The sequence below is a fragment of the Spirochaetota bacterium genome (genome assembly GCA_017999915.1).
Taxonomy (GTDB): domain Bacteria; phylum Spirochaetota; class UBA4802; order UBA4802; family UBA5550; genus RBG-16-49-21.
Genome location: JAGNKX010000006.1, coordinates 1 through 20,169, shown reverse-complemented (window position 1 = coordinate 20,169; position 20,169 = coordinate 1). Strand labels below are relative to the sequence as shown.

Below are 20,169 nucleotides of genomic sequence, written 5' to 3'. Positions count from 1 at the left end.
TTGATCTTACTTTTTAAGAATAAATCAAGTTCATTTTTTTGTCAATACCCGGGGGAATGAACCGCACTTTTAGGGAATGAACCACACCCTAACCTGTTTGACAAAACAATATATATGGATACTATTGTCGTTATCTATTTCTGTAACCGATATACATAGACACAACCGGGCATCAAATGGGCACTACCTGCGTGTTAACGATCAACGAGACCCTTTTCAATAACGGGTCGATCATGTTATGCCGCGCCGTCAGGACCGATGACAATACGTCCGTGCTGGTCAAGATCGCGCCGGAACAATCCGTGGAGAACGCCTCAGAGCTCCTCGAAAAGGAAAAAGCGACCATTGACGGCCTCACCTGTGGCGGCATCATACGGGCGCTTCAGGTCATGCGCTATAACCGGAACCCGGCCCTGGTGCTGGAGGATTTTCCCGGCAGGCCCCTGGCGCTTTCGGGCCGGCTGGGATGGCCCGGCATAAGCGGCTTTCTCTCCCTCGCCCTGGGCCTCGCGGAGATCCTGGCCGGCATCCACGAACAGCATCTCATTCACAACAACATCAGCCCCTGGTCGATATTCGTTACCGACGACCGTGCCGGCGGCGGGAACGGCTCCATGGCCGCCATAACGGGCTTCGAGCGCGCCTCGGGCATATCGGCCATGGCGGAAGCGGGATCGTTCCTCGATCATCGGCCGCTGCAGTGGCTGTCCTATATCTCGCCCGAAATGACCGGCAAGGTGAACCGCGCCCCTGACCGCAGGTCGGACCTCTATTCTTTGGGCGCGGTCCTCTATGAGGCTGCGACCGGCGCGCCCCCCTTCAACGGGGACAATCCGACCGACATCATCTACGCGCACCTGACGGAAAAACCCGCTCCTCCACGACGGTTGAACGGAGAGATTCCGCCCGTTATTTCGAACATCATCATGAGGCTCCTCGGCAAGAATCCCGAGGAGCGTTACCAGAGCGCCCGCAGCCTCGGGGAAGACCTGAAAAAATGCCTGGCCATGGTTGAAAAATCCGGCAGGCTCAGGTCCTTTCCCCTGGGCCGCAGCGACAGGAGCGGACGCCTGGTCATCCCCGACCGTCTCTATGACAGGGAACAGGACCTCGCGGCCCTGTCAGCCGCATACGGCGCGGCTGAAAAGGGCGCCAACGTCCTGGTCATGGTTTCCGGCGACACCGGCGCTGGTAAAACGGCCCTGGTGAGGGAATTCCGAAAAACCCTTATAGCGGACAACTGCTTTTTCTGTCAGGGCAAGTTCGACCAGTACCGCAGGGACATACCCTTCAGCGCCTTTACCGGGGCCTTCGGCGGCCTGGCGCGCCAACTGCTGAAGCTCAAAGACAGCGAGATAGGGTCCTGGAAGACAAGGATCGGCGAGGCCCTGAGCCCCAACACGAAGCTCATCATGGACCTGGTGCCGGAGCTCCAGATGATCATCGGGACAGCCGACCCGGTTCCGGCCGCGGACCCGGTATCGGCCATGAACCGACTGCACCGGTACCTGGAGAAATTCGCCCGGGTCTTCGCTTCAGAAGGGAATAGCCTCGTTATCTTCCTGGACGACCTCCACTGGGCCGACCCGGCGAGCCTGGAGTTCCTCAAGGCCCTGGCATCGAGCGGGGAGACGGGGAACCTCTGCGTCATCGGCGCCTACAGAAGCGGCGAGACCGGTCCGGAACACCCCCTGACCGCCGCCATCGCCGCCCTCTCCCCCGGTAAAGAGATTATCCATATCGACCTCGGGCCGATCAAGCGGTCAGCCGCGGCCCTGATGATCGGGGACATGTTCACCGCATCCCCGGTAAAGGCCGCGCCCCTGGCGGAGCTGGTCCATGAGAAAACCATGGGGAACCCCTTTTACATCCATGAATTTCTTCTGGGCATAGCACGGGAGCCCCTGGTGCGCCGCGCATCGCGGAGGGGATGGACCTGGGACCTGGAAAGCATACGGCAGCTGCCGTCCACGGATAATGTCATCGATTTTCTCACGGCGAAGATAAACGGCCTCCCCGCGGACCAGCGGGAGCTCCTGATGATAGCCTCCTGCATCGGCTCGACCTTCAGCGGCGACGTTCTCACCTGCGCCCGGGGGATGCGGGCCACCTCGATGGAGCCGGCCCTGGCCGCCCTCATCGACGAAGGGCTGGTCGTACCGGAAGGATTTTCGTTCCGCTTCGTCCATGACCGGGTCCAGGAGGCGGCCCGGCGGATGATGACGAGCAAAGACCGGGCGGCCGTCCACTACCGCATCGCCATCATGGTCTTCGCAAACGCCCTGCCGGAGGGATTGACGGACAACATCTTCGCCATTGCGGACCAGTATAACGGGGCCTCCGAGATACTGGACGAAGAAGAGCGGGCCAACGTGGCGGACCTTAACTACCTCGCCGGCAGGAAGGCGAAGATGATGGGCGCCTTTGAAACGGCCCTTCCCTATTTCAGGACCGCCTATTATCATCTCTATTCCCTTCAGGGATCGGCGAAAAATATATGGGAACGCCATCATCATTTGGCCTACTGCGTGCACCTGGAGCTGGCCGATTCCGAATTCCTCAACCACAATTACGACCGGGTCGAACCGATCATTGAGAAGGCGGTCGCCTACACCGGCGATGAAATTGAAACGGCAAATCTTAAAAACATCCTCGTTGTCATGTATACGACCCAGTTCACCAGGCACAGGGAGGCACTGGACATAGGTTTGGAAATCCTCCGGACCCTTGGCATTGATATAAACACGACAAATCCGGATGAACAGCGAAAGGAATTACAAGCCGTAGTCAAGAAAGGCCTGTACCGTAAAGAGATATCGTCCCTGATGGGACTCCCTCCCATGAAGGACCTGAAGATGAGAACCGCGATGCGGATCCTCAGTGATTTATTATTACCCGCTCACTACAGTAATTCGTCAATAAACGATCTTCTTATCATGACCATGATCAGAATCTCCCTGGAATCCGGCAACGCCCCTGAATCAGTACCGGGATACCTTCACTATGGCAGGATCCTGAATGATCAGATGCCCCATACAAACGTGGGCTATCAATTCGGCCGCCTTGCCATGGACCTTGCCGAAACGCTTGGGTCCAAATCGTCTATCTGCGAAACATGCCTCATCTTCGCCAACTTCATAGCTCCCTTTCATCTCTCACTAAAAGACACAGAATTCATAAACATGAAAGGGATAAAGGCAGGAATCGAATCTGGCAACCTGAAGCACACCGGCGACCTCTATTCCCATATTGTCGGCAATGATTATTACCAAGGAAAAAAACTCGACACCGTTCAACAATCGGTCTTATCTACCCGTGGTTATCTTAAAAAAATCGATGACAGGCTCACCCTGTATATAACCGAGTCCCTACTTGTGTCAGTTATATTCCTTAAAGAAGATTCAGAGGGAGGCCTCGGGATATATAACAAAAAAACATATGATCTGGCGAATCAATGGCCCACTGACACCATTCCGTTCCCTCTTAATTATTTACAAGCCATCGAAGGGGGGGCGCGTTTCATCCTCGGAGAATACGATACAGCTTATCGCCTCCTGAAGCAGGCTAAAGAAATTATCCATATTTTCAAGGGGCTGTACATAATACCGGAAATCTATTATTACATGACACTGTCCATGGCGGCTCTTTATCCATCGTCCACGGAGAGCGACAAGGAGTTGTACGCCTCGGCCATGACGCAACACAGGGACTTCATGAAAATTCTCTCCGGCCAATGCCCGGAAAATTTTAAACATAAGTACCTCCTGATGGACGCCGAGATTTCCCGGATCGTGGACAACGTCCCGGACGCCATGGCCCTGTACGACCGCGCCATAGAGGCGGCCCGCGACAACGGCTTCGTCCAGGACGAGGCCATCGCCAGCGAGCTGGCCGGGAAGTTCTGGCTCGGCCGGGGAAAGGCGGACTTCGCCGGCATATATCTCCTGAAGGCCCGGGACGCCTATAAAAAATGGGGCGCCGAGCGCAAGGTCCGGGACCTTGAACGTCGCTATGCCGACATCCTGATGGTACGCCGGGCCCCCGTCATCGGCAGGCAAATCGGCGACCGCGCCCTCCCCGCAGATACCCTTCTTGATATATCCCGCCAGATCATGGGGGAGATCCGCATCGATCGCCTCCTGGAAACCATCATGACCGCGGCGGTGAAATACGTTTCCGCCCAGAAGGTGGCCATCCTCATGGAGCGGCGGGGGTGCCTTCTCATCGAGGGAGAGATCGAGCCGGCGAAGAACCGCCTCGAGCTCCTTCGCGCCGAACCCCTCTGCGAAGAAACGCTGCCCCTGTCCGTCATCCACTACGTGTGGCGGACCGGCGAGGCCATCTCCCTCAACGACGCCCGCGGGTCCGACGCCTTCGGCGCCGATCCGTACCTGGCCGAACGACGGCCGAAATCGATCCTCTGCTTCAAGGTGGGGAACCTGGGAAAGACGTCCGCCATCATCTACATGGAGAACAGCATCACCGCCGACACCTTCGCGTCGGTGAGCCCCGAGATACTGCTCTTCCTCGCCTCCGAGATCGGCATCGCCCTGGAAAACGCGCGGCTCTACCGCGAGCAGGAGGAGTCGATCCGGCTCAGGGACAACATCCTGCGCCAGTACGAGGACGCCCGCTACAAGAACCTGCAGGAGCGCATGCGTCCCCACTTCATCTACAACGCCATCCACACCATACACGGTTTGCTGCAGATAGACCCGGCCGTCGCGGACAGGGCCCTGGTCAACTTCGCGGAGATCTGCCGCTATTTCACCGACCGCTCCTTCGACACCCTGGTGCCCTTCCAGGACGAGTGGCGCTTCACGGAGCACTACCTGGAGTTCGAGCGGATCAGGCTGGAGGACAGGTTCTCCTTCTCCCTGAGCGCGCCGCCGAAACTCGGCCCGCTGATGGTGCCGCCCCTCATCATCCAGCCCCTGGTCGGGAACTGCATCAAGCACGGGTTCCGGAAGAAAAGGGACTCCTGCCGCATCGACGTGCGGGCCGCGCTGGAGCGGGACATGCTGAAGATTGAGATCACCGACAACGGCGAAGGACTTACCGCTCCCGACCCCTACGGCCGGACGCTGGGCAACATCCGCGACCGCCTGCGGTTCCACTCCGCCGATTCGGACCTTGTCATCGAGAACGTCAAGGACGGCGCCAGGGCCACCATCATGTACGCGCTTAAGAAGGAGCTGCGCCATGGATAGCAAGAAAGCCATACGGGTATTCATCGCGGAGGACGAGCCGTATCCCCGTAAGCTCCTCCTGCGCTACATAGAGGAGCGGTCCGAGCTGAAGTTCGAGGATTTCGCCGAAACCGGAGATGAGGCCCTTGACAAGATCAACGCCGGCGCCTACGACCTGCTTTTCATCGACATCAACATGCCGGTGTTGTCCGGCATTGAGGTGGTGGAGCGTCTCACCCGCCTTCCCTATGTCATTTTCACCACCGCCTACGACCAGTACGCCATAAAGGCCTTCGAGCTGGGCGCCATCGATTATATCCTCAAGCCCTTCGACAGGGAGCGCTTCAACAAGGCCGTGGACCGGGCCCTCTCCATGATCGGGAAGCCCTCTTCAGGGCAAAGACCCATGGGCGCCCTCGGGCTCTCCTGCAGGGACGACCGCAACCATCACATCATTCCCTTTGACGAAATCATCTACCTGGAGTCGCAGGCGAAGCACACGGTGGTCCATACAACCGCAAAAGACCTCAGGATCCACAGCCTCTTAAAGGATATCGCCGGCAGGCTGCCGGTGAAGAACTTCAAGCGCGTTCACAAGCAGTACATAGCCAATTTCGATTATGTTTCCCACGTGAAATACTACAGCGGCGGCCAATACGTCATCTTCCTCGACGACGATGAAAAAACCACCATCCCCATGGGACGCAAGTACTACGAGGACCTCAAAGACATTGTTTCGTGACGATCGCGGTCACCGGTTTCAGGTTACGGCCCGAAGATGCCCCCGGAGTCAATGTTCTTGACTAATTAATGCGGATATGCTAGCATTGGTATGGTTAAAACATACAACGAGGGGGGCATGAAACAGCCATGGAAACCATGTTGAAGCCATTGAATACGAAAGACGGCCTGGCGCCGGGAACGATCGTCCGACGCATCGGCAACGGCAAAGACCAGCAGGGAAGCTTCCTCGAATTCGACGATACCTACAACATGATCCTCGCCAACATCATAGACATGCAGTCGGGCCATCTCGTGGCCAGCGAGGCGGTCCTGAAGCCCCAGCAGAACGATAAGCTTTATTACTATGCGTCATCGTTCGGCGACAGCCCTCACTCCGACAAGGCCGTGAAGATCATCACGGACTGGCCCCTGTACAAGAAGCATCCGGACCTGCAGGACCAGATCATGAACTTCATCAGCCTCTGCTACACCCCGGACCAGATAATCGACATGTCGAAGAACGACGCGCTGCACCTGCTGTTCATCCCGGTACAGGAGAAGTTCCGTATCGGAAGGTTCAGCGAGCGGAGAAGCCTGGAGCGGGTGTGCAACGACGTGTTCATGCTGTGGCTCGAATCCGTGAAACCCGGAAAGCACATTACCTACCTGGCGCGGATCGTTCATCAGAATGACCAGGGGGCGCTCTTTTATTCCAAAGGCACCATCGCCCATGACAAGACCGCCGCGCAGCTCCGGAAGGAAATCTACAAGTTCGACCCGACCCACGGCGGCCATATCAAGGCCGACGGGCTGAAAGGCTCCCGGCGGCATTTCCTGGTCGACGCCGGCTCAAAGTACATGGGGCTGGGCGTCAAGACACCCCTCCACGTCAGCGAAGTCGTCGTTAACGCGCTCCGTGAGACCTACCAGGAATTTGAATTTACCCCGGTTGAGGGACAGGGCGCCCTGAAATAGCAAACAATCCCCGGAGGACGTGAACGCCTCATGGATGAACTATTAAAACCGCTGACAGAATCGACGAAACTGGAGCCGGGGACGGTGATCCGGCGCATCGGCAACGGCAAGGACCAGCAGGGAAGCTTCCTTGAATTCGACGACGAGGGAAATTACATTCTCATCAACATTATCGACATGAAGAGCGGCACACTGGCGGCCAGCGAAGGCGTCCTGAAGCCGAAGGAAGGGGACGCGCTTTATTACTATTCCTCCTCCTTCGCGACAAGCCCGGACGCGGCCAAGGCCCTCAGGATCATCAAGGAGTGGCCCCTCTTCAAGGACAACGCCAAGCTACAGCAGCAGATACTCAGTTTCGCCACCCTCTCCTATGTGCCGGAGCAGATCATTGAAATGTCGAAGAACGACACCCTGACGCACCTGTTCATTCCCATCCAGGAGCGTTTCCGCATAGGACGGTTCCACGAGCGGCGGAACCCGGAACGGCTGTGCAACGAAACCTTTCTGCAATGGCTCCAGACGCTTCAAAGGGGAAACCATATCACCTACCTGGCGCTGATCATGCAGCAGAAGCACCACATTCCCCGCTTCTACTCGATCGGGACCAGGCCCCACGAGGAGACCGCCAAGCTCCTCATGGACGAGCCCTTCAATTTCAGTCCCACCAACGGCGGCCATATAAAAGCGATGGGCCTCAAGGACGGTAAAAAGCATTTTATTGTCGACGCCGGATCGACCTACTTCGGGCGCGGCGTGAAAACGCCCCTCCACGTGAGCGAGTCTGTTGTGGCGGGCCTCAAGAAAGTGTATCCCGACTTCGAATTCACCCCGCTGGCCGGCCGCGGCGCCTTCGGTACCCAGCAGAGCTACTGACCGCTCCGGCAGACCGGAGCGGCCTGCCCCGCAGCTTCGGTGATAAGAATCATCCATCCAATCATTCCGTCGGCCGCGGCACCTCGTCGGCTGCCTGTATCCCCGCGGCCACTTCGGGTATGATCCCCATCTGGCGGTAAATGGGCCGCACGATCTTTCTGAGGGAAGGAAGCCGGAGGGCGAAGACAATGCCCCCCAGGATGCACAGCACGCCTCCGCCGAGGACCGTGTCGGGCGCCCCGACGGCCGCGGACACGGACCCGGCAATGATGCTTCCCAGGGGCGCCGCGCCCATGACCGCCATCACGTAAATGCTCATGACCCTGCCACGCTTGTCCTCGTCAACGATGGTCTGCACCATGGTGTTGCAGGAGGCCATGGTGGTGATCATGGCGAAGCCCGTCAGCACCAGTATGCAAAATGACAGGGCCACCGAGCGGGAGAAGGAAAACCCGATGAGGGTGACGCCAAACATCACCAGGGACACGCTGATGACGCGACCCAGCCCCAGGACGCTCTTCCGCATGGCCAGGAAGACCACCCCGGAGAGAGCGCCGGCGCCCGTCGCCGCCACCAGGAATCCGTAGGTATGGGAATCTCCCCGGAGCACCGTGCCGGCGAAAATGGGTAGTATCACCGGGAACGCCATGGCGACCAGGCTGATAAGGGACACCGTGGCAATGAGGTCGCGGATGGGCCGGAAGCCGAAGGAATAGGCGACGCCTTCCCTCATCTGGAACAGGAGCCCGGCGCCGGGCCTGACAGGCCGCCGCGCCGTCATGTTCATCATAAGGTAGGCCGCCAGCGCGGCCACATAGCTCGCCCCGTTCAGGGCGAAGCAGATCCCTTCCCCGGCCCAGGCCACCAGGATGCCGGCGACGGCCGGTCCGAGAAGGCGAGAGCCGTTGAATATGCCGGAATTCAGGGCTATGGCATTCCCCAGATCCGCCCGGTCATCGATCATTTCCACGACAAAGGCCTGGCGCGAGGGCATCTCAAAGGCGTTGGCCACGCCGAGGAGCAGGGCAAGGAGGGCGATCTCCCAGATCCGGATGACGCCGGCGATAGTCAGGGCGGCCAATGCGAAGGCCTGCGCCATGGCGACGACCTGCACCGCGATTAGGATGGAGCGCCGGTGCACCCGGTCCCCCAGGACCCCGGCAATGGGCGAGAGCAGAAGGATGGGCACCTGGCCGGCAAAGGCGACAAGGCCCAGCATGAACTCGGAATGGGTCATGCGGTACACCAGCCAGCTCGTCGCGACGGACTGCATCCAGGTGCCGACCAGCGACAGGCCCTGGCCGAAAAAAAAGAGCCGGTAATTCCGGTGCCGCAGCGAGCGCAGGGCATGGCTGATTCTATTGGCTGATATTTGATTGGAGGCGTTCATGTAAGTGTACATGCCGGCAGTGGCCGTATAATCATGACGAAGGGCAATGCGGGGAAAGAGGTCAAGAATTATTTAAAAGGTAAATCCAATCTTCCGGTCTTCTGTTTCTTCTTCTTTTAATAACTGCCTGATCGCCACAAAAACAATTCTGAACTGACCGTCATACTTTCGTTCCATTTCATCGATTCTCTTCATAAGTGTTTCATTGGATGATATTATTCTCCGAAGATTGGCAAATATCCTCTTTATTTGAATATTTACATGAACAGCCCGTTGCGATTGCAATACACTCGAAAGCATAGCCACGCCAAGCTCGGTAAAGACCATCGGCTGATACTTGGAATGTTTACCTTGTTTTAAGGAGCCAAATTGGCACCTTATAAACTCACGGTATTCCTCATAATTCAGTTTGAACATGAAATCATCGGGAAATCGATCGATATTTCTGCCAACCTGCCGTTTCAATTGTTTTGTTTCTACACCATACAACATTGCCAGATCGTTATCAAACATCACCTTGATCCCTCTAACGATATATATTTTATCAACAATCTGTTTCTCAGTCATGACATCCATATCTTCCGCCTCCGATAAAAAAGCACTTTGATAGAATATACGAATGACACTGCCTGAATATTAAAATTTTTTGGGGATTATGATGGAATTAAATTCCGCTAAAAGCAGACCTGGAGGCCGGGGAATTTTTCCGTGAGGGCCTGCTGTATGGCGTCGCGCAGTTCATCGTCCGTTACCGGGTCCACGGCGCTGACAGGATCGCCATTGTCATCGACACGGAACCGCCACAGCGCGACAAAGCCGGGGACCTGGATATAGCGGAGGGTGCCGACGCCCACGCAGGAGCTGCCCACCAGGGCGTCGCCGACAACGAACAGGAACTGCCGCCCTTTACAGGTCAACGTCCCCTCCTCCACGACGGTGCAGGACCAGGGAGCGGTCATCATTTCCTCACCGGTTTTCCTGTGTATGAATTCTTTCATGTCATTCCGACGAGCGCTGTATGATACGGCGGCCCCGGACAGCATCCCTGCCGATGGCGAAATTGTGCTTGATAGGCGGAGCATTTCAATCAAAATATCGTCCATGCTTCAATTTCTGAAAATTTTTTGCGCGATTATCATGGCCGCCGGCGTTATGACCTGCAGCTCCAGCGGCGCCCCAACCCGGGCGGCGGCGCCGGCCCGGGCCCTGTGGGAAGGAACATGGTCGAGCTCCGGAGGCGGCAAAGCCGCGGGCGCGGTATCGGCCCTGTTCCCCGATCCTCTGCCGAAACAGGGCTCCTTCACGGTGGAAGCGACCATTTCATACGGCGAAGGTCCCCGCCGTATCGAGAAAAAGGTCACCACCACTATTACAGCCGCCTCCGCGGCCGTGACCGGGGATCCGCAATTCAAGGGCGTCATTGTCGAAGAGGGCGGGACCATCACCTATACGGCGCGGTCCGGCGAAGATCTCACGGAGCTCAACGGCGAATACGAATCGGTGAAACCGGATGACCGGGGCACTTTTCACTTAAGGAAAACAACGAAGGCTCCCTGATAACCCGGGCGGCCCATGATTTGCTCTTGACACGCCGTACCGGAACTGGTAGCCTACCAGGCCATGGCATGGAATTCCTTACCGGCTGTTCCGGTATCGAGAACCGCCCATGGCCGCTGTGAACAATTTATGATGACCTATCGCCTCAAACAATACTATGCCCGCCTCACGCCGGTGGATGTCCTCGTGTCCGCCTTTTGCGGCGCCATGCTCCTCCTGGTGGCCCTGCGGATCAGGGAGGGTGGCCGGACCGCAGTGGTCCTGATGCTGAATTATTCCGCGGTCCTTCTGACATCCGCGGTCATAGCGCCCCTGACGGACCGCATCCGGCACCCCCTGGTGCGGAATCCCCTGGTGCGGTGGCTCAGGCACATCTACCCGCTGTTCCTGCTGGGACCGTTTTTCCGGTGGACATACCCGATCGGGAAATTCTACTTTCCCGTACCCTTTGACGACTTCCTGCTGCGGGCGGACATGGCCCTCTTCGGTTTCCATGTCGCCCGCGACCTTGTGCACCGGTGGGGTGACCGGTACTGGCTCACCGAATGGATGAACTTTTCCTATCTCTCCTATTACTGGGTCACCCTGTACCTGCCCCTCTACCTCTATTTTTCGAAACGACAGAAGGAATTCATGTACGTCATGTTCAACGCGGGCCTGGTCATTTACGCCTGCTTTATCATCCAGGCCATTTTTCCCGCCCAGGGCCCGGTACATTACGATCCCGCAACGTGCGGTTACCTCGAGGCCGGACCGGTCTCCTGGTTTGCCCGTGAATTTCTCGCCAGAGCGGACATTCCCGGCGGCGCCATGCCCTCCGGCCACATTGCCGGGACCGTGGCTATCTTCATATTCGCGTGGCGTTACGCCCGCAGGGCCTTCTGGGCCACGTCGCCGATCGTGGTCAGCCTCTGCATATCCACCGTGTACGGCCGGTACCACTACGCGGTAGACGCCGTAGCGGGGATACTGATCGCGGTGGCCGGCGTATATATGTTCGGGCCCCGGATCTACGCGCTGCTCTTCACGCGCCTTGACCGGGAACAGGAAGAACCGGACAACGCGGCCGAAATCCCCGCCTGAAGGGATAGCGCTTTTTTACAGAAAAACCCGCCCGCACTGCCGGAAACGAATCGCACTATTTTGGACCGGCAAGAAAAAAATGCTGGTACTGCAGGAAAAAAGACACCATCATTGACGGAGAACGTGATAATTATGACCGGTCCCGATTCCTTACTCAAATTCAGCATCAAGGCGAACTGGGCGCCCATTCACATCAACAAGAAGCTGCTCGCCGGACGCATCATGCCTCTTCACCGGATGGAGGAGCGCCTGTTCAACAAGATCGACAGCAGGGGGCAGAACCATCTCCAGGAGTTCTATTACAGCCGCTATGGCCTTCATTGCGAACCGGAGGACAAGCGCCTGACGGCGATGGATTTCCTGAAAAAGAACCATTTCGTCTGCAACGCCATCGTGATCAGCCACGACAAGACCCTTCTCCTCCTGGGGTACAACATTTTCAACTACCGCTTCACCACCACGCACCCGCGTTCAGGCATATACATCGACTACTTCACGTCCCTGCCGCTGAATTATCCCGACAATATCAAGCCTGCCTATTTCGGCAAATTTAAAGGGGACGACACCTTCTACCGCGTCCGCGGCGTGGCCCGGGCCACCATAGCCATGGCGTGCTGCTTCGCCATCGACATGCACCCGAACGAAAAGCCCGAAACCGTCGCGGTGGACCTCACCGCGCGGTCCGACGAAGCCCTCATAAATGATCTGTACATAAAAAAATACGGCTTCGAGTTTCACAAGGGAAAGCGGGGAAAGGACAACGAGCTGTTCCTGACGTTCCAGAAAGCCAGGAAGTACCTCAAGGAGTACGAGGACGAATATAAGAAGCTGGAGCGCCCCGAGGGGAACGGCCTTACCTACAAGGACCCCTTCAAGTACTGATCCCGCCGGGCCGGGCGAAGAGGCCGCGCGCCGTCTCACGTCATCGAGCTCAGGTTGACATTCAATTCATTGATCGACTTCACGAGGCCGTCCGCTGTCCCTGAAAGATCTTCCGATCCCGAGGCGAGATGCTGTGTCGACTCATTGATGATCGACAACGACTTCGTGATCTCGTTGATGGCCAGTTTCAATTCCTCCATGGACATCTTCAGCTCGTTGGATCCCCCGAGGACGCTTTCCGCGTTCCGCTGCATGTTCCGGTTGATCTCCAGGTCCCTCTCGGATAGGCCGGCGACCTCATTGATGATGTCGCCGAAGCGCTCCCCTATTTGCGCGATGCTCTCCGCCACGTTCGCCACGTTCCCCAGGGAATCGCTCGTCACCTTGAGCTCTGTGTTCGTTTCCCCCACAAGCCTGGTGATCTCCTTGGCGTTCACCAGGGTCTTTTCCGCGAGCTTGCCGATCTCCTCTGCGACTACGGCGAAGCCCTTGCCGTACTCGCCGGCCCGGGCCGCCTCGATGGAGGCATTGAGTGACAGGAGGTTGATCTGGTCCGATATGTCATTGATCAGGTTCGTGGCCTCGAAGACCATGCCGCTGGACACGAGGGCCTTCTCCATGGAACTCCGGCACGTGGCCACCTCCTCCCCGGAATCGCCGATGCGCGCGTTGAGCTCGCTCTTGATGCTCATGGCGGAGGTCATCTTGTTGGCGCTTTCGCTCACCAGGTCGAACATCGCCTTGAGATTTTCGATGAACTCACCGGTCCTCTGCTGCTGCTGCTTCGCCATGGACGCGGAGGACTCGGCGCTGGCCGCGATCTCTTCAATGGAGGAGGTGATCTCCTCGACGCTGGAGGCCTGGGACTGGGCATCCTCGGAAAAGGACGCCGCGCCGTTGAAGATATTTCCGGATATCAACTTCAACTGTGCCGACACCGCGGCGCATGTTTCCACCATGCTGTTGATTTTCCCCAGCTGCTCCTCCGCCGCGGCGTTCTTTTTCTCTATCTCCCTGATGTTCGCCGTGACGATCGAGAGAAGCAGGAAGCAGAGGGATGACATGAAGAGGACGACAATGACGAAGTTGACGACCGACGTCACGACCTTGTCCTGTTCTATCAGCGCGCCGGCGGTCAGGACGACGAAGACCCCGGCTGCTATAATGAGAGCCGTGCCGATAACCAGGGAAAGCTTGTTCCCGTACAGGGTTATCATCACGATGAACATGATGAGGTAGAGCAGGTAGATGTATTTGCCCACACCCGTGGGCACCCGGTAGGCCTGGAGCACCACGACGGCAAAGGGGATGAACACGCCCAGATTCGACGCGAGCTTGTACAGACCTTTCTTCAGAATGACCATGCAGAAGATGAAGGATAGCGCAATGATCCCCATTGTGACATTATAGACCGTGCCCGCGACCTCGGGGGTCACGATATTGGTGGCCGTTGCGGCAACAACAATGAGCGCGAGGCCCGCCACCTCGAACCAGAGAAAGACCTTGGCCTTTTGCTGGGCCATGAAGGAGCTTGTCGAGTAGGCGCTCAGAAAGTAGTAATAGAAGGAATCAGGTTTTTTTCCCATAGGCCCTCGCTTTATATTATGGTGAAATGCATGCTTACGCTAATTCGAAAGGGCATCGGTATCTATCATCAATAATATATAACTATTTTATTCTTGACCACATAATATTCAAAGCACACAACAGCGACATAAATATACAGGATTTTACATAACTCGCCGGACACCGGCCATCGACGAAACAGGCCTTTATCCGCAAAGGAGGACCGACATGGATCGCAAAGCCTTTCAGGATTTCTACCCGGACCACTTCAGCCACTGTTACGGCTGCGGCCGTCTCAATGACCATGGTTTAAAGATCAAGAGCCACTGGGACGGGGACGAGAGCGTGTGCACGATCTGTCCGGAGCCGTACCATATAGGCATGAAGGGATTCGTCTATGGCGGCCTCATCGCGTCGATCATCGACTGCCACAGCACGGGGACAGCTGCAGCTGCCGCGTACCGCCGGGAAGGGCGGGAAATGGGCACGGAACCTCCCCTGCGGTTCGTCACCGGGTCGCTCCACGTGGATTACCTGAAGCCCACTCCCATCGAGGGGCCCCTGGAGCTCCGCTCACGGGTAACAGAGATCAAGGAGCGGAAGGTCGTGGTGGAGACGGACCTGTCGGTGGGCGGCATCGTCTGCGCCAGGGGCACCGTCGTGGCCGTGAAGATCCCTGACTCCATGATTCCGAAGGAGTAGCCGGGTCTTAGAATTCAGTATACTTTTTGCTGCTGTTGTAGCTTTTTTCCACTGGATATTTCTTCTCGTTCACCTGGAGCTTCTCCCGTACCGCTGTCGAAAGGTTGATGCCTGCCGCCTCTGCCAGGTACAGCAGAAACACGAATACGTCCGCGAGCTCCTCCTCTATTTTTTTCCGCTCTCCGGCAGTTCCGACCATGGCTTCGATCTCAGCCGGAGTCTTCCAGAGAAAGAGCTCTTGCAGCTCCGCCGCCTCCACCGAAAGGCCCATGGAAAGGTTCTTGATGTCGTGGAACTGCTTCCAGTTCCGCCGGTCTCGGAATTCTATTACGGATTTTTTCAAATCTTCGATTGTGGTGGTGTTGTCCATGGCGTCCTCCGGTGCGGTGGTATCTGTTGTAGTGCCCCGCAGCGGGGCGTCAAGAAATAATGGACTTTATTATTGTGCCCCTATCCGGGGCAGGACCACATCCGAGGGTGAGGATGCGTATCCTCGCCCTCGAATGGTTTCCCATTCATCCCGGCAGCTCAGGCTCCACGATGCTGCCTGTTTTTTGCCCTGAACCAGGGCGGGGGCTTTGACCGTGAGACGGTCTGCGGTTTTACGAGGAGGAAGGCCTCCCCGGCCTCCCTCCTCGTGCTCCTCCCACCGGGTCGCTCAAACGCCGCGACGGGCTTCGGGTGAACTCGTCGAACCGGCTTCGCCGGATTCGACTCAGACATCCACCCTTGTTAGGTTTGTCCGCCTGTCGGCGGACGTTTTGAGGCCTGGTTGGTTTCAGGTTGCTGGTTTATGGGGAATCGACTGAAGGTGTGATCGTCCTGGCAAAGATGATTGCAATAATGTCTTTTACGCCTTTCGCTCCGGAAGGGCGCCGGCTTCTTTTCGCCATCCGTGGCGAAGCCGGCATTGCGACATCCGTGTCGGGAACCTCCTGGGGCATCCTCGCGACGCCGGGCCTCGTGCCCGGCGATCTGATTACAGATCAAATAACACACTATAAATGGTATTTAACCGGAATTATTGTTGATTAATTAATAAGGTATAGAACCATTACGCCATCATCCTGCCGGGGAACACAGTCATGGACATGAAAAGCGGAAAGCTGCTTGTGGAGCAGAAGGTTGAGGATTTCCACAAAAACGAAAAGATGTACCTGGACAAATCATTTCAGGAGACTGAGGCGCGCAACCGTTTCATAGATCCCCTCTTCATGGCCCTTGGATGGGAATTCGACCAGACCGGAATTCAACGGCGCCACTGGGATGTGCACCGTGAGTTTTCACAGCGAGACAATTCAAGCACAAAAAAACCTGATTATGCATTCAGGATTAACGGCAAGGTAAAATTCTTTGTCGAAGCCAAAGCTCCCTGGGTGCCTCTCACAGAAAAAGGGCCGGTTTTCCAGGCCAAGCGATATGCCTTTTCAACCGGCGGTAAAACGCCGATCGTGGTTCTCACCGATTTTCAGGAATTCCGGGTCTTCAACAGTATGGCGCGTCCGATTTTTGACAATCCGTTGCAGGGGCTCATAAAAGATTATGATTTTAAGTACACGGACTTCCCTGACAAATGGGACCGCCTCTACGGAATGTTCTCTAAAGAAGCGGTCCTTGAAGGAAGCCTTGACCTTCTTGCTGGAAAAATTTCCAAGAGCACCAAATCACTTGATACGGAATTCCTTGCTGATATAACCCAATACAGGGAAACACTGGCAAAAAATATCGCTTTGCGGAATAAAGCCCTGTCTGTAGACGAAATCAATGAAGCTGTACAGCGAATACTCGATCGTCTGATATTTATAAGAAACATCGAGGACCGGGGCATAGAGGAAGAAGGCCTGCTCATGCGCATGGCCGAAACAAAAGATGATGATGCGGTATATAAATCCCTGATACCCGTGTTCCAGCGTCTTGACGGAGCTTACAACGGCCTCCTGTTTAAAAAACATTTCAGCGAAGACCTTGCCATCGACGGAAAAGCCATAAAGGGCATCGTCAAGAGCCTCTGCTGGCCGGAATCGCCCTTCCAGTTCGATATCATAGAGCCGGAAATTCTGGGCCGCATTTATGAAAAGTTTCTCGGCTCAAAGATACGCCTCACCGGCGAGCACCGGGCCAAGGTTGAGGAGAAGCCGGAAGTGCGCAAGGCCGGCGGCGTATACTACACGCCGGAATACATCGTCCGATATATCGTCGAAAACACCGTCGGCGAAGCCGTTAAGGGGCTTTCGCCTGAGCAAATCGGCAAGATCAAAATACTCGACCCGGCGTGCGGGTCCGGAAGCTTTCTTATCGGCGCCCTTGACTATCTGATCGAATACCACCGCCACTGGTACAGTGAACACAGGGCCGAGAAGAAATACAAGGACCACTGGTATGAAACGCCCGAAGGCGAAGTGAATCTCACCATCCAGAAAAAAAGGGAAATTCTCACCGGCAATATATATGGCGTGGACATAGACCGTGAGGCAACGGAAGTTGCAATCATGAGCCTCTACCTGAAACTTCTTGAAGAGGGTTTCGACAAGGGCGAGGCGCAGCTCTTCGTGGGAACCCTCCTGCCGGACATGACGAAGAACATCCGGTGCGGCAACAGCCTGATCGGAAGCGACTACTACGATGGCAGGGACCTGAAGCTCTTCAGCGACGAGGAATTCAAAAGCGTGAACGCCTTCGACTGGGCCGATAAAAATGGGTTTCCGGAAGTCATGAAAAGCGGCGGCTTTGATTGCGTTATCGGGAACCCGCCGTACGTTCGCCAGGAGATGATTTCGGATTATAAAGAGTATTTCCAGAGCCATTTCAAGGCCTATCATGGTGTGGCGGACCTATACGCCTATTTTATAGAAAAAGGTGTATCTCTATTGAAACCCGGCGGCCGCTTCTCATATATCGTGGCGAACAAGTGGATGCGCGCCAACTACGGCGGACCTTTGAGGGAGTTACTGCTGAAATCAGGCATAGCCGAAATCATAGACTTCGGCGACCTGCCGGTGTTCCAGGACGCCACCACCTATCCATGCATTATCACCGTTGCCAAAGGAAAAACCGGCGGATTTGACGCCGCTAAAGTCGGGGACCTTGATTTCATCGATCTCAGGACTTATCTTGACGGGAAGCGCTTCGCTGTTTCAACGTCAGGCCTCAACAACGAAGGATGGTCACTCTCGGATGAAAAAACAGCGAATCTGCTGGAAAAGATAAAGAGCAAGGGCGTTCCACTGGGGGAATATGTCGGCGGGAAGATTTATTATGGAATCAAGACCGGACTTAATGAAGCATTTGTTATAGATGCGGAAACAAGGGAAAGGCTCATCAAGGAAGACCCTAAAAGCGCTGAGATCATCAAACCCTTTCTTGCCGGTCGGGACATCAAACGATATGAAACGCCGGTGGCTGATAAGTACTTAATATTCACCCGCCGTGGCATCAAGATTAATGATTATCCTGCGATAAAAGAATATTTAAGCCAATATAAAAAACAACTTGAACCAGGGACTGGGAGAAAACCGGGGAGTTATCAATGGTATGAAATTCAGGATACTGTTGCATATTATGAGGAATTTGAAAAGCCGAAAATAATTGTACCAGCAATTGTACAAAATGCATCATATTTAATAGATAATAATTCAAATTACTCAAATGACAAGACAACAATTATTAGACCAAATGATAAATCTTCATTAGATAATGAAATAAAATTTTTATTCTTACTCGTGGCGATACTAAATTCAAAAGTATCTGATTATATTATTTATTCGATTGCCTCAACCAAGCAGGGTGGTTATTATGAATATAAACCGATGTATATATCACAAATTCCCATTCCACTTGAAAATGTTTCCAATGATAAAAAACAACAATTAGCGTCTTTAACGTTACAGATGATCGAGACTAAAAAAGAGAAGTTACAATCTCAATCTGAATTAGCATTATCAGCTATAAGAAAAAAAGCCGATCTTATCGACCGCCAGATAGACGCCCTGGTCTACGAACTGTATGGCCTCACGGAGGAGGAGATAAAAATCGTGGAAAATATGTGTAAATAATTTTATATTATGCAAACTCATTCGTTAAGCTATAGAACAACCGTTAGAACTACTCAGAATATATAAAAAAGGATTATTCTCATGATTGAACCTTTGAAAATCGGATTATATATTTTATTGCTAATTCCGGGATTCATATTCGTTCAAACAAGAGAACACCATTTGCTAAGAGAAAAAATCCCTCAATTTGAAAAAACATTAAATATAATCTTATGGAGCGCCATTATCTGGGTGATCGCTATAGCGATACCCTGTATTCCATTGGCAAATTCCGAGAGGGTAATAATACTGAATACTCTTAATGATTTATTTGCGGATAAAAAATTTGATGAATTGCATCTTAGAATATTTAAAATAAAGCAATCGGTGATAATTTATTTTCTCGTTGTGTGTTTATGGACATTTGCATTATCAAATCTATTTGGGATACTGCGAAAATGGAAATACTACAATGGAATTATTAAATGGTTTACGGGTCGTGATTGGTATCCATCAGTTGCGTTTAGATTTTTTAACGAAAATATGAACAAAGCGGTGGAAGTAAAATCCGGGAATAATAGATTTTTAGGCATTTTATATAGCGCTCCAGATACAGTAGACGATAAATACATTATTATTACAAAACCATACGTTATTCATAGCGGTAGAAATAAAAAACTTGAAGAATTAACTATTGTTGATTATATTATTATAAGAATTAATGAAATTGACGAAATTAAAGCCTACGATAAAAGTATATTGAAAATTAATTCTTGAGGATCGAAATGACTAACAAAAAATTCAATCGTTTGGATGAATCCTTTTCCGGAGATAGCTTACAAAAGGCATTTACCGGCAATACTACTACGTCCATTGATCCTTCTAAATTAACAGTTACACAAAGTGGAATTGTTCAGTCATCCACCGGAACTGTTAATATATTAAAACCTAAAAAAAATTCCTCAAATAAATCATAACAAGTCGACCTTCGCCTCTGTCCCCTATTTGTCTAATACAAGCCTGAATCGAGTTACTAATATTCAATGTCGCACCGGTGCGACATTTGCCCCGCCGGATAACGTATAGTATCTTTCGCACATTTTTCATGCAATAAAAAAGTCCTCTAACTGACGAAAATTAAATTACCACATTTAAAACAGTCAGGAGGAGGACTTTTATGAAAGCTGATAAGATTATC

The 20,169-nt window shown here is 54.1% G+C and carries 16 protein-coding genes; 11 read left to right on the top strand and 5 right to left on the bottom strand.

Going from position 1 to position 20,169, the window contains the following annotated elements; genetic code table 11:
* Positions 1-176: 176 nt before the first annotated feature.
* The 4 genes from KA369_10080 (at position 177) to KA369_10065 (ending at position 7,760) form a co-directional block, all read left to right on the top strand.
* A complete protein-coding gene (locus KA369_10080; GenBank protein MBP7736306.1) occupies positions 177-5,210 on the top strand; it encodes an AAA family ATPase in 5,034 nt (1,677 codons plus the stop codon).
* Positions 5,203-5,931: a response regulator transcription factor gene (locus KA369_10075; protein MBP7736305.1), complete on the top strand. Its 729-nt coding sequence runs from the start codon at positions 5,203-5,205 to the stop codon at positions 5,929-5,931. The genes KA369_10080 and KA369_10075 overlap by 8 nt, the downstream gene beginning before the upstream one ends.
* Positions 5,932-6,059: 128 nt before the next feature.
* Positions 6,060-6,887: a hypothetical protein gene (locus KA369_10070; protein ID MBP7736304.1), complete on the top strand. Its 828-nt coding sequence runs from the start codon at positions 6,060-6,062 to the stop codon at positions 6,885-6,887.
* Between the two features lie 30 nt (positions 6,888-6,917).
* Complete coding sequence (locus KA369_10065; protein MBP7736303.1) at positions 6,918-7,760, top strand: hypothetical protein; 843 nt, start codon at positions 6,918-6,920, stop codon at positions 7,758-7,760.
* A gap of 61 nt (positions 7,761-7,821) precedes the next feature.
* Here the strand turns inward: KA369_10065 and KA369_10060 are convergent, their stop codons facing one another.
* The 3 genes from KA369_10060 to KA369_10050 form a co-directional block, all read right to left on the bottom strand.
* Positions 7,822-9,150, bottom strand: coding sequence for an MFS transporter (locus tag KA369_10060; protein MBP7736302.1), 1,329 nt, complete (start codon positions 9,148-9,150; stop codon positions 7,822-7,824).
* Positions 9,151-9,222: 72 nt separating this feature from the next.
* A complete protein-coding gene (locus KA369_10055; protein MBP7736301.1) occupies positions 9,223-9,726 on the bottom strand; it encodes an ORF6N domain-containing protein in 504 nt (167 codons plus the stop codon).
* A 98-nt stretch (positions 9,727-9,824) separates the two neighbouring features.
* Complete coding sequence (locus tag KA369_10050) at positions 9,825-10,148, bottom strand: hypothetical protein (GenBank protein ID MBP7736300.1); 324 nt, start codon at positions 10,146-10,148, stop codon at positions 9,825-9,827.
* A 139-nt stretch (positions 10,149-10,287) separates the two neighbouring features.
* Here KA369_10050 and KA369_10045 point away from each other — a divergent pair, with 139 nt between their 5' ends.
* The 3 genes from KA369_10045 (at position 10,288) to KA369_10035 (ending at position 12,672) form a co-directional block, all read left to right on the top strand.
* Entirely contained in the window at positions 10,288-10,707 is a 420-nt protein-coding gene (locus KA369_10045; protein ID MBP7736299.1) for a hypothetical protein, read from the top strand.
* A 129-nt stretch (positions 10,708-10,836) separates the two neighbouring features.
* Positions 10,837-11,790: an inositol phosphorylceramide synthase gene (locus KA369_10040; protein ID MBP7736298.1), complete on the top strand. Its 954-nt coding sequence runs from the start codon at positions 10,837-10,839 to the stop codon at positions 11,788-11,790.
* A gap of 132 nt (positions 11,791-11,922) precedes the next feature.
* Positions 11,923-12,672, top strand: coding sequence for a hypothetical protein (locus KA369_10035; protein MBP7736297.1), 750 nt, complete (start codon positions 11,923-11,925; stop codon positions 12,670-12,672).
* Between the two features lie 35 nt (positions 12,673-12,707).
* On the opposite strand, the gene KA369_10030 is transcribed toward KA369_10035, so the two are convergent.
* Positions 12,708-14,258: a hypothetical protein gene (locus KA369_10030; protein MBP7736296.1), complete on the bottom strand. Its 1,551-nt coding sequence runs from the start codon at positions 14,256-14,258 to the stop codon at positions 12,708-12,710.
* 208 nt (positions 14,259-14,466) lie between these two features.
* Between KA369_10030 and KA369_10025 the strand changes: the two genes are divergently transcribed.
* Complete coding sequence (locus tag KA369_10025) at positions 14,467-14,940, top strand: PaaI family thioesterase (protein MBP7736295.1); 474 nt, start codon at positions 14,467-14,469, stop codon at positions 14,938-14,940.
* Between the two features lie 7 nt (positions 14,941-14,947).
* Here the strand turns inward: KA369_10025 and KA369_10020 are convergent, their stop codons facing one another.
* Positions 14,948-15,310, bottom strand: coding sequence for a nucleotide pyrophosphohydrolase (locus tag KA369_10020; protein MBP7736294.1), 363 nt, complete (start codon positions 15,308-15,310; stop codon positions 14,948-14,950).
* Between the two features lie 721 nt (positions 15,311-16,031).
* Between KA369_10020 and KA369_10015 the strand changes: the two genes are divergently transcribed.
* The 3 genes from KA369_10015 (at position 16,032) to KA369_10005 (ending at position 19,948) form a co-directional block, all read left to right on the top strand.
* Positions 16,032-18,992 carry an N-6 DNA methylase gene (locus KA369_10015; GenBank protein ID MBP7736293.1) on the top strand — a complete coding sequence of 987 codons (2,961 nt, stop codon included), beginning with the start codon at positions 16,032-16,034 and terminating at the stop codon, positions 18,990-18,992.
* An 81-nt stretch (positions 18,993-19,073) separates the two neighbouring features.
* Positions 19,074-19,748, top strand: coding sequence for a hypothetical protein (locus KA369_10010; GenBank protein ID MBP7736292.1), 675 nt, complete (start codon positions 19,074-19,076; stop codon positions 19,746-19,748).
* An 8-nt stretch (positions 19,749-19,756) separates the two neighbouring features.
* On the top strand, positions 19,757-19,948 hold the full coding sequence (locus tag KA369_10005) for a hypothetical protein (protein MBP7736291.1): 192 nt from the start codon (positions 19,757-19,759) through the stop codon (positions 19,946-19,948).
* Positions 19,949-20,169: the final 221 nt, after the last annotated feature.

Coding starts and splice junctions, on each gene's coding strand:
- KA369_10015 (MBP7736293.1), top strand. CDS start 16,032: ATGAAAAGCGGAAAGCTGCTTGTGGAGCAGAAGGTTGAGGATTTCCAC.
- KA369_10040 (MBP7736298.1), top strand. CDS start 10,837: ATGATGACCTATCGCCTCAAACAATACTATGCCCGCCTCACGCCGGTG.
- KA369_10060 (MBP7736302.1), bottom strand. CDS start 9,150: ATGAACGCCTCCAATCAAATATCAGCCAATAGAATCAGCCATGCCCTG.
- KA369_10010 (MBP7736292.1), top strand. CDS start 19,074: ATGATTGAACCTTTGAAAATCGGATTATATATTTTATTGCTAATTCCG.
- KA369_10005 (MBP7736291.1), top strand. CDS start 19,757: ATGACTAACAAAAAATTCAATCGTTTGGATGAATCCTTTTCCGGAGAT.
- KA369_10045 (MBP7736299.1), top strand. CDS start 10,288: ATGGCCGCCGGCGTTATGACCTGCAGCTCCAGCGGCGCCCCAACCCGG.
- KA369_10080 (MBP7736306.1), top strand. CDS start 177: ATGGGCACTACCTGCGTGTTAACGATCAACGAGACCCTTTTCAATAAC.
- KA369_10070 (MBP7736304.1), top strand. CDS start 6,060: ATGGAAACCATGTTGAAGCCATTGAATACGAAAGACGGCCTGGCGCCG.
- KA369_10030 (MBP7736296.1), bottom strand. CDS start 14,258: ATGGGAAAAAAACCTGATTCCTTCTATTACTACTTTCTGAGCGCCTAC.
- KA369_10035 (MBP7736297.1), top strand. CDS start 11,923: ATGACCGGTCCCGATTCCTTACTCAAATTCAGCATCAAGGCGAACTGG.
- KA369_10065 (MBP7736303.1), top strand. CDS start 6,918: ATGGATGAACTATTAAAACCGCTGACAGAATCGACGAAACTGGAGCCG.
- KA369_10020 (MBP7736294.1), bottom strand. CDS start 15,310: ATGGACAACACCACCACAATCGAAGATTTGAAAAAATCCGTAATAGAA.
- KA369_10025 (MBP7736295.1), top strand. CDS start 14,467: ATGGATCGCAAAGCCTTTCAGGATTTCTACCCGGACCACTTCAGCCAC.
- KA369_10050 (MBP7736300.1), bottom strand. CDS start 10,148: ATGAAAGAATTCATACACAGGAAAACCGGTGAGGAAATGATGACCGCT.
- KA369_10055 (MBP7736301.1), bottom strand. CDS start 9,726: ATGGATGTCATGACTGAGAAACAGATTGTTGATAAAATATATATCGTT.
- KA369_10075 (MBP7736305.1), top strand. CDS start 5,203: ATGGATAGCAAGAAAGCCATACGGGTATTCATCGCGGAGGACGAGCCG.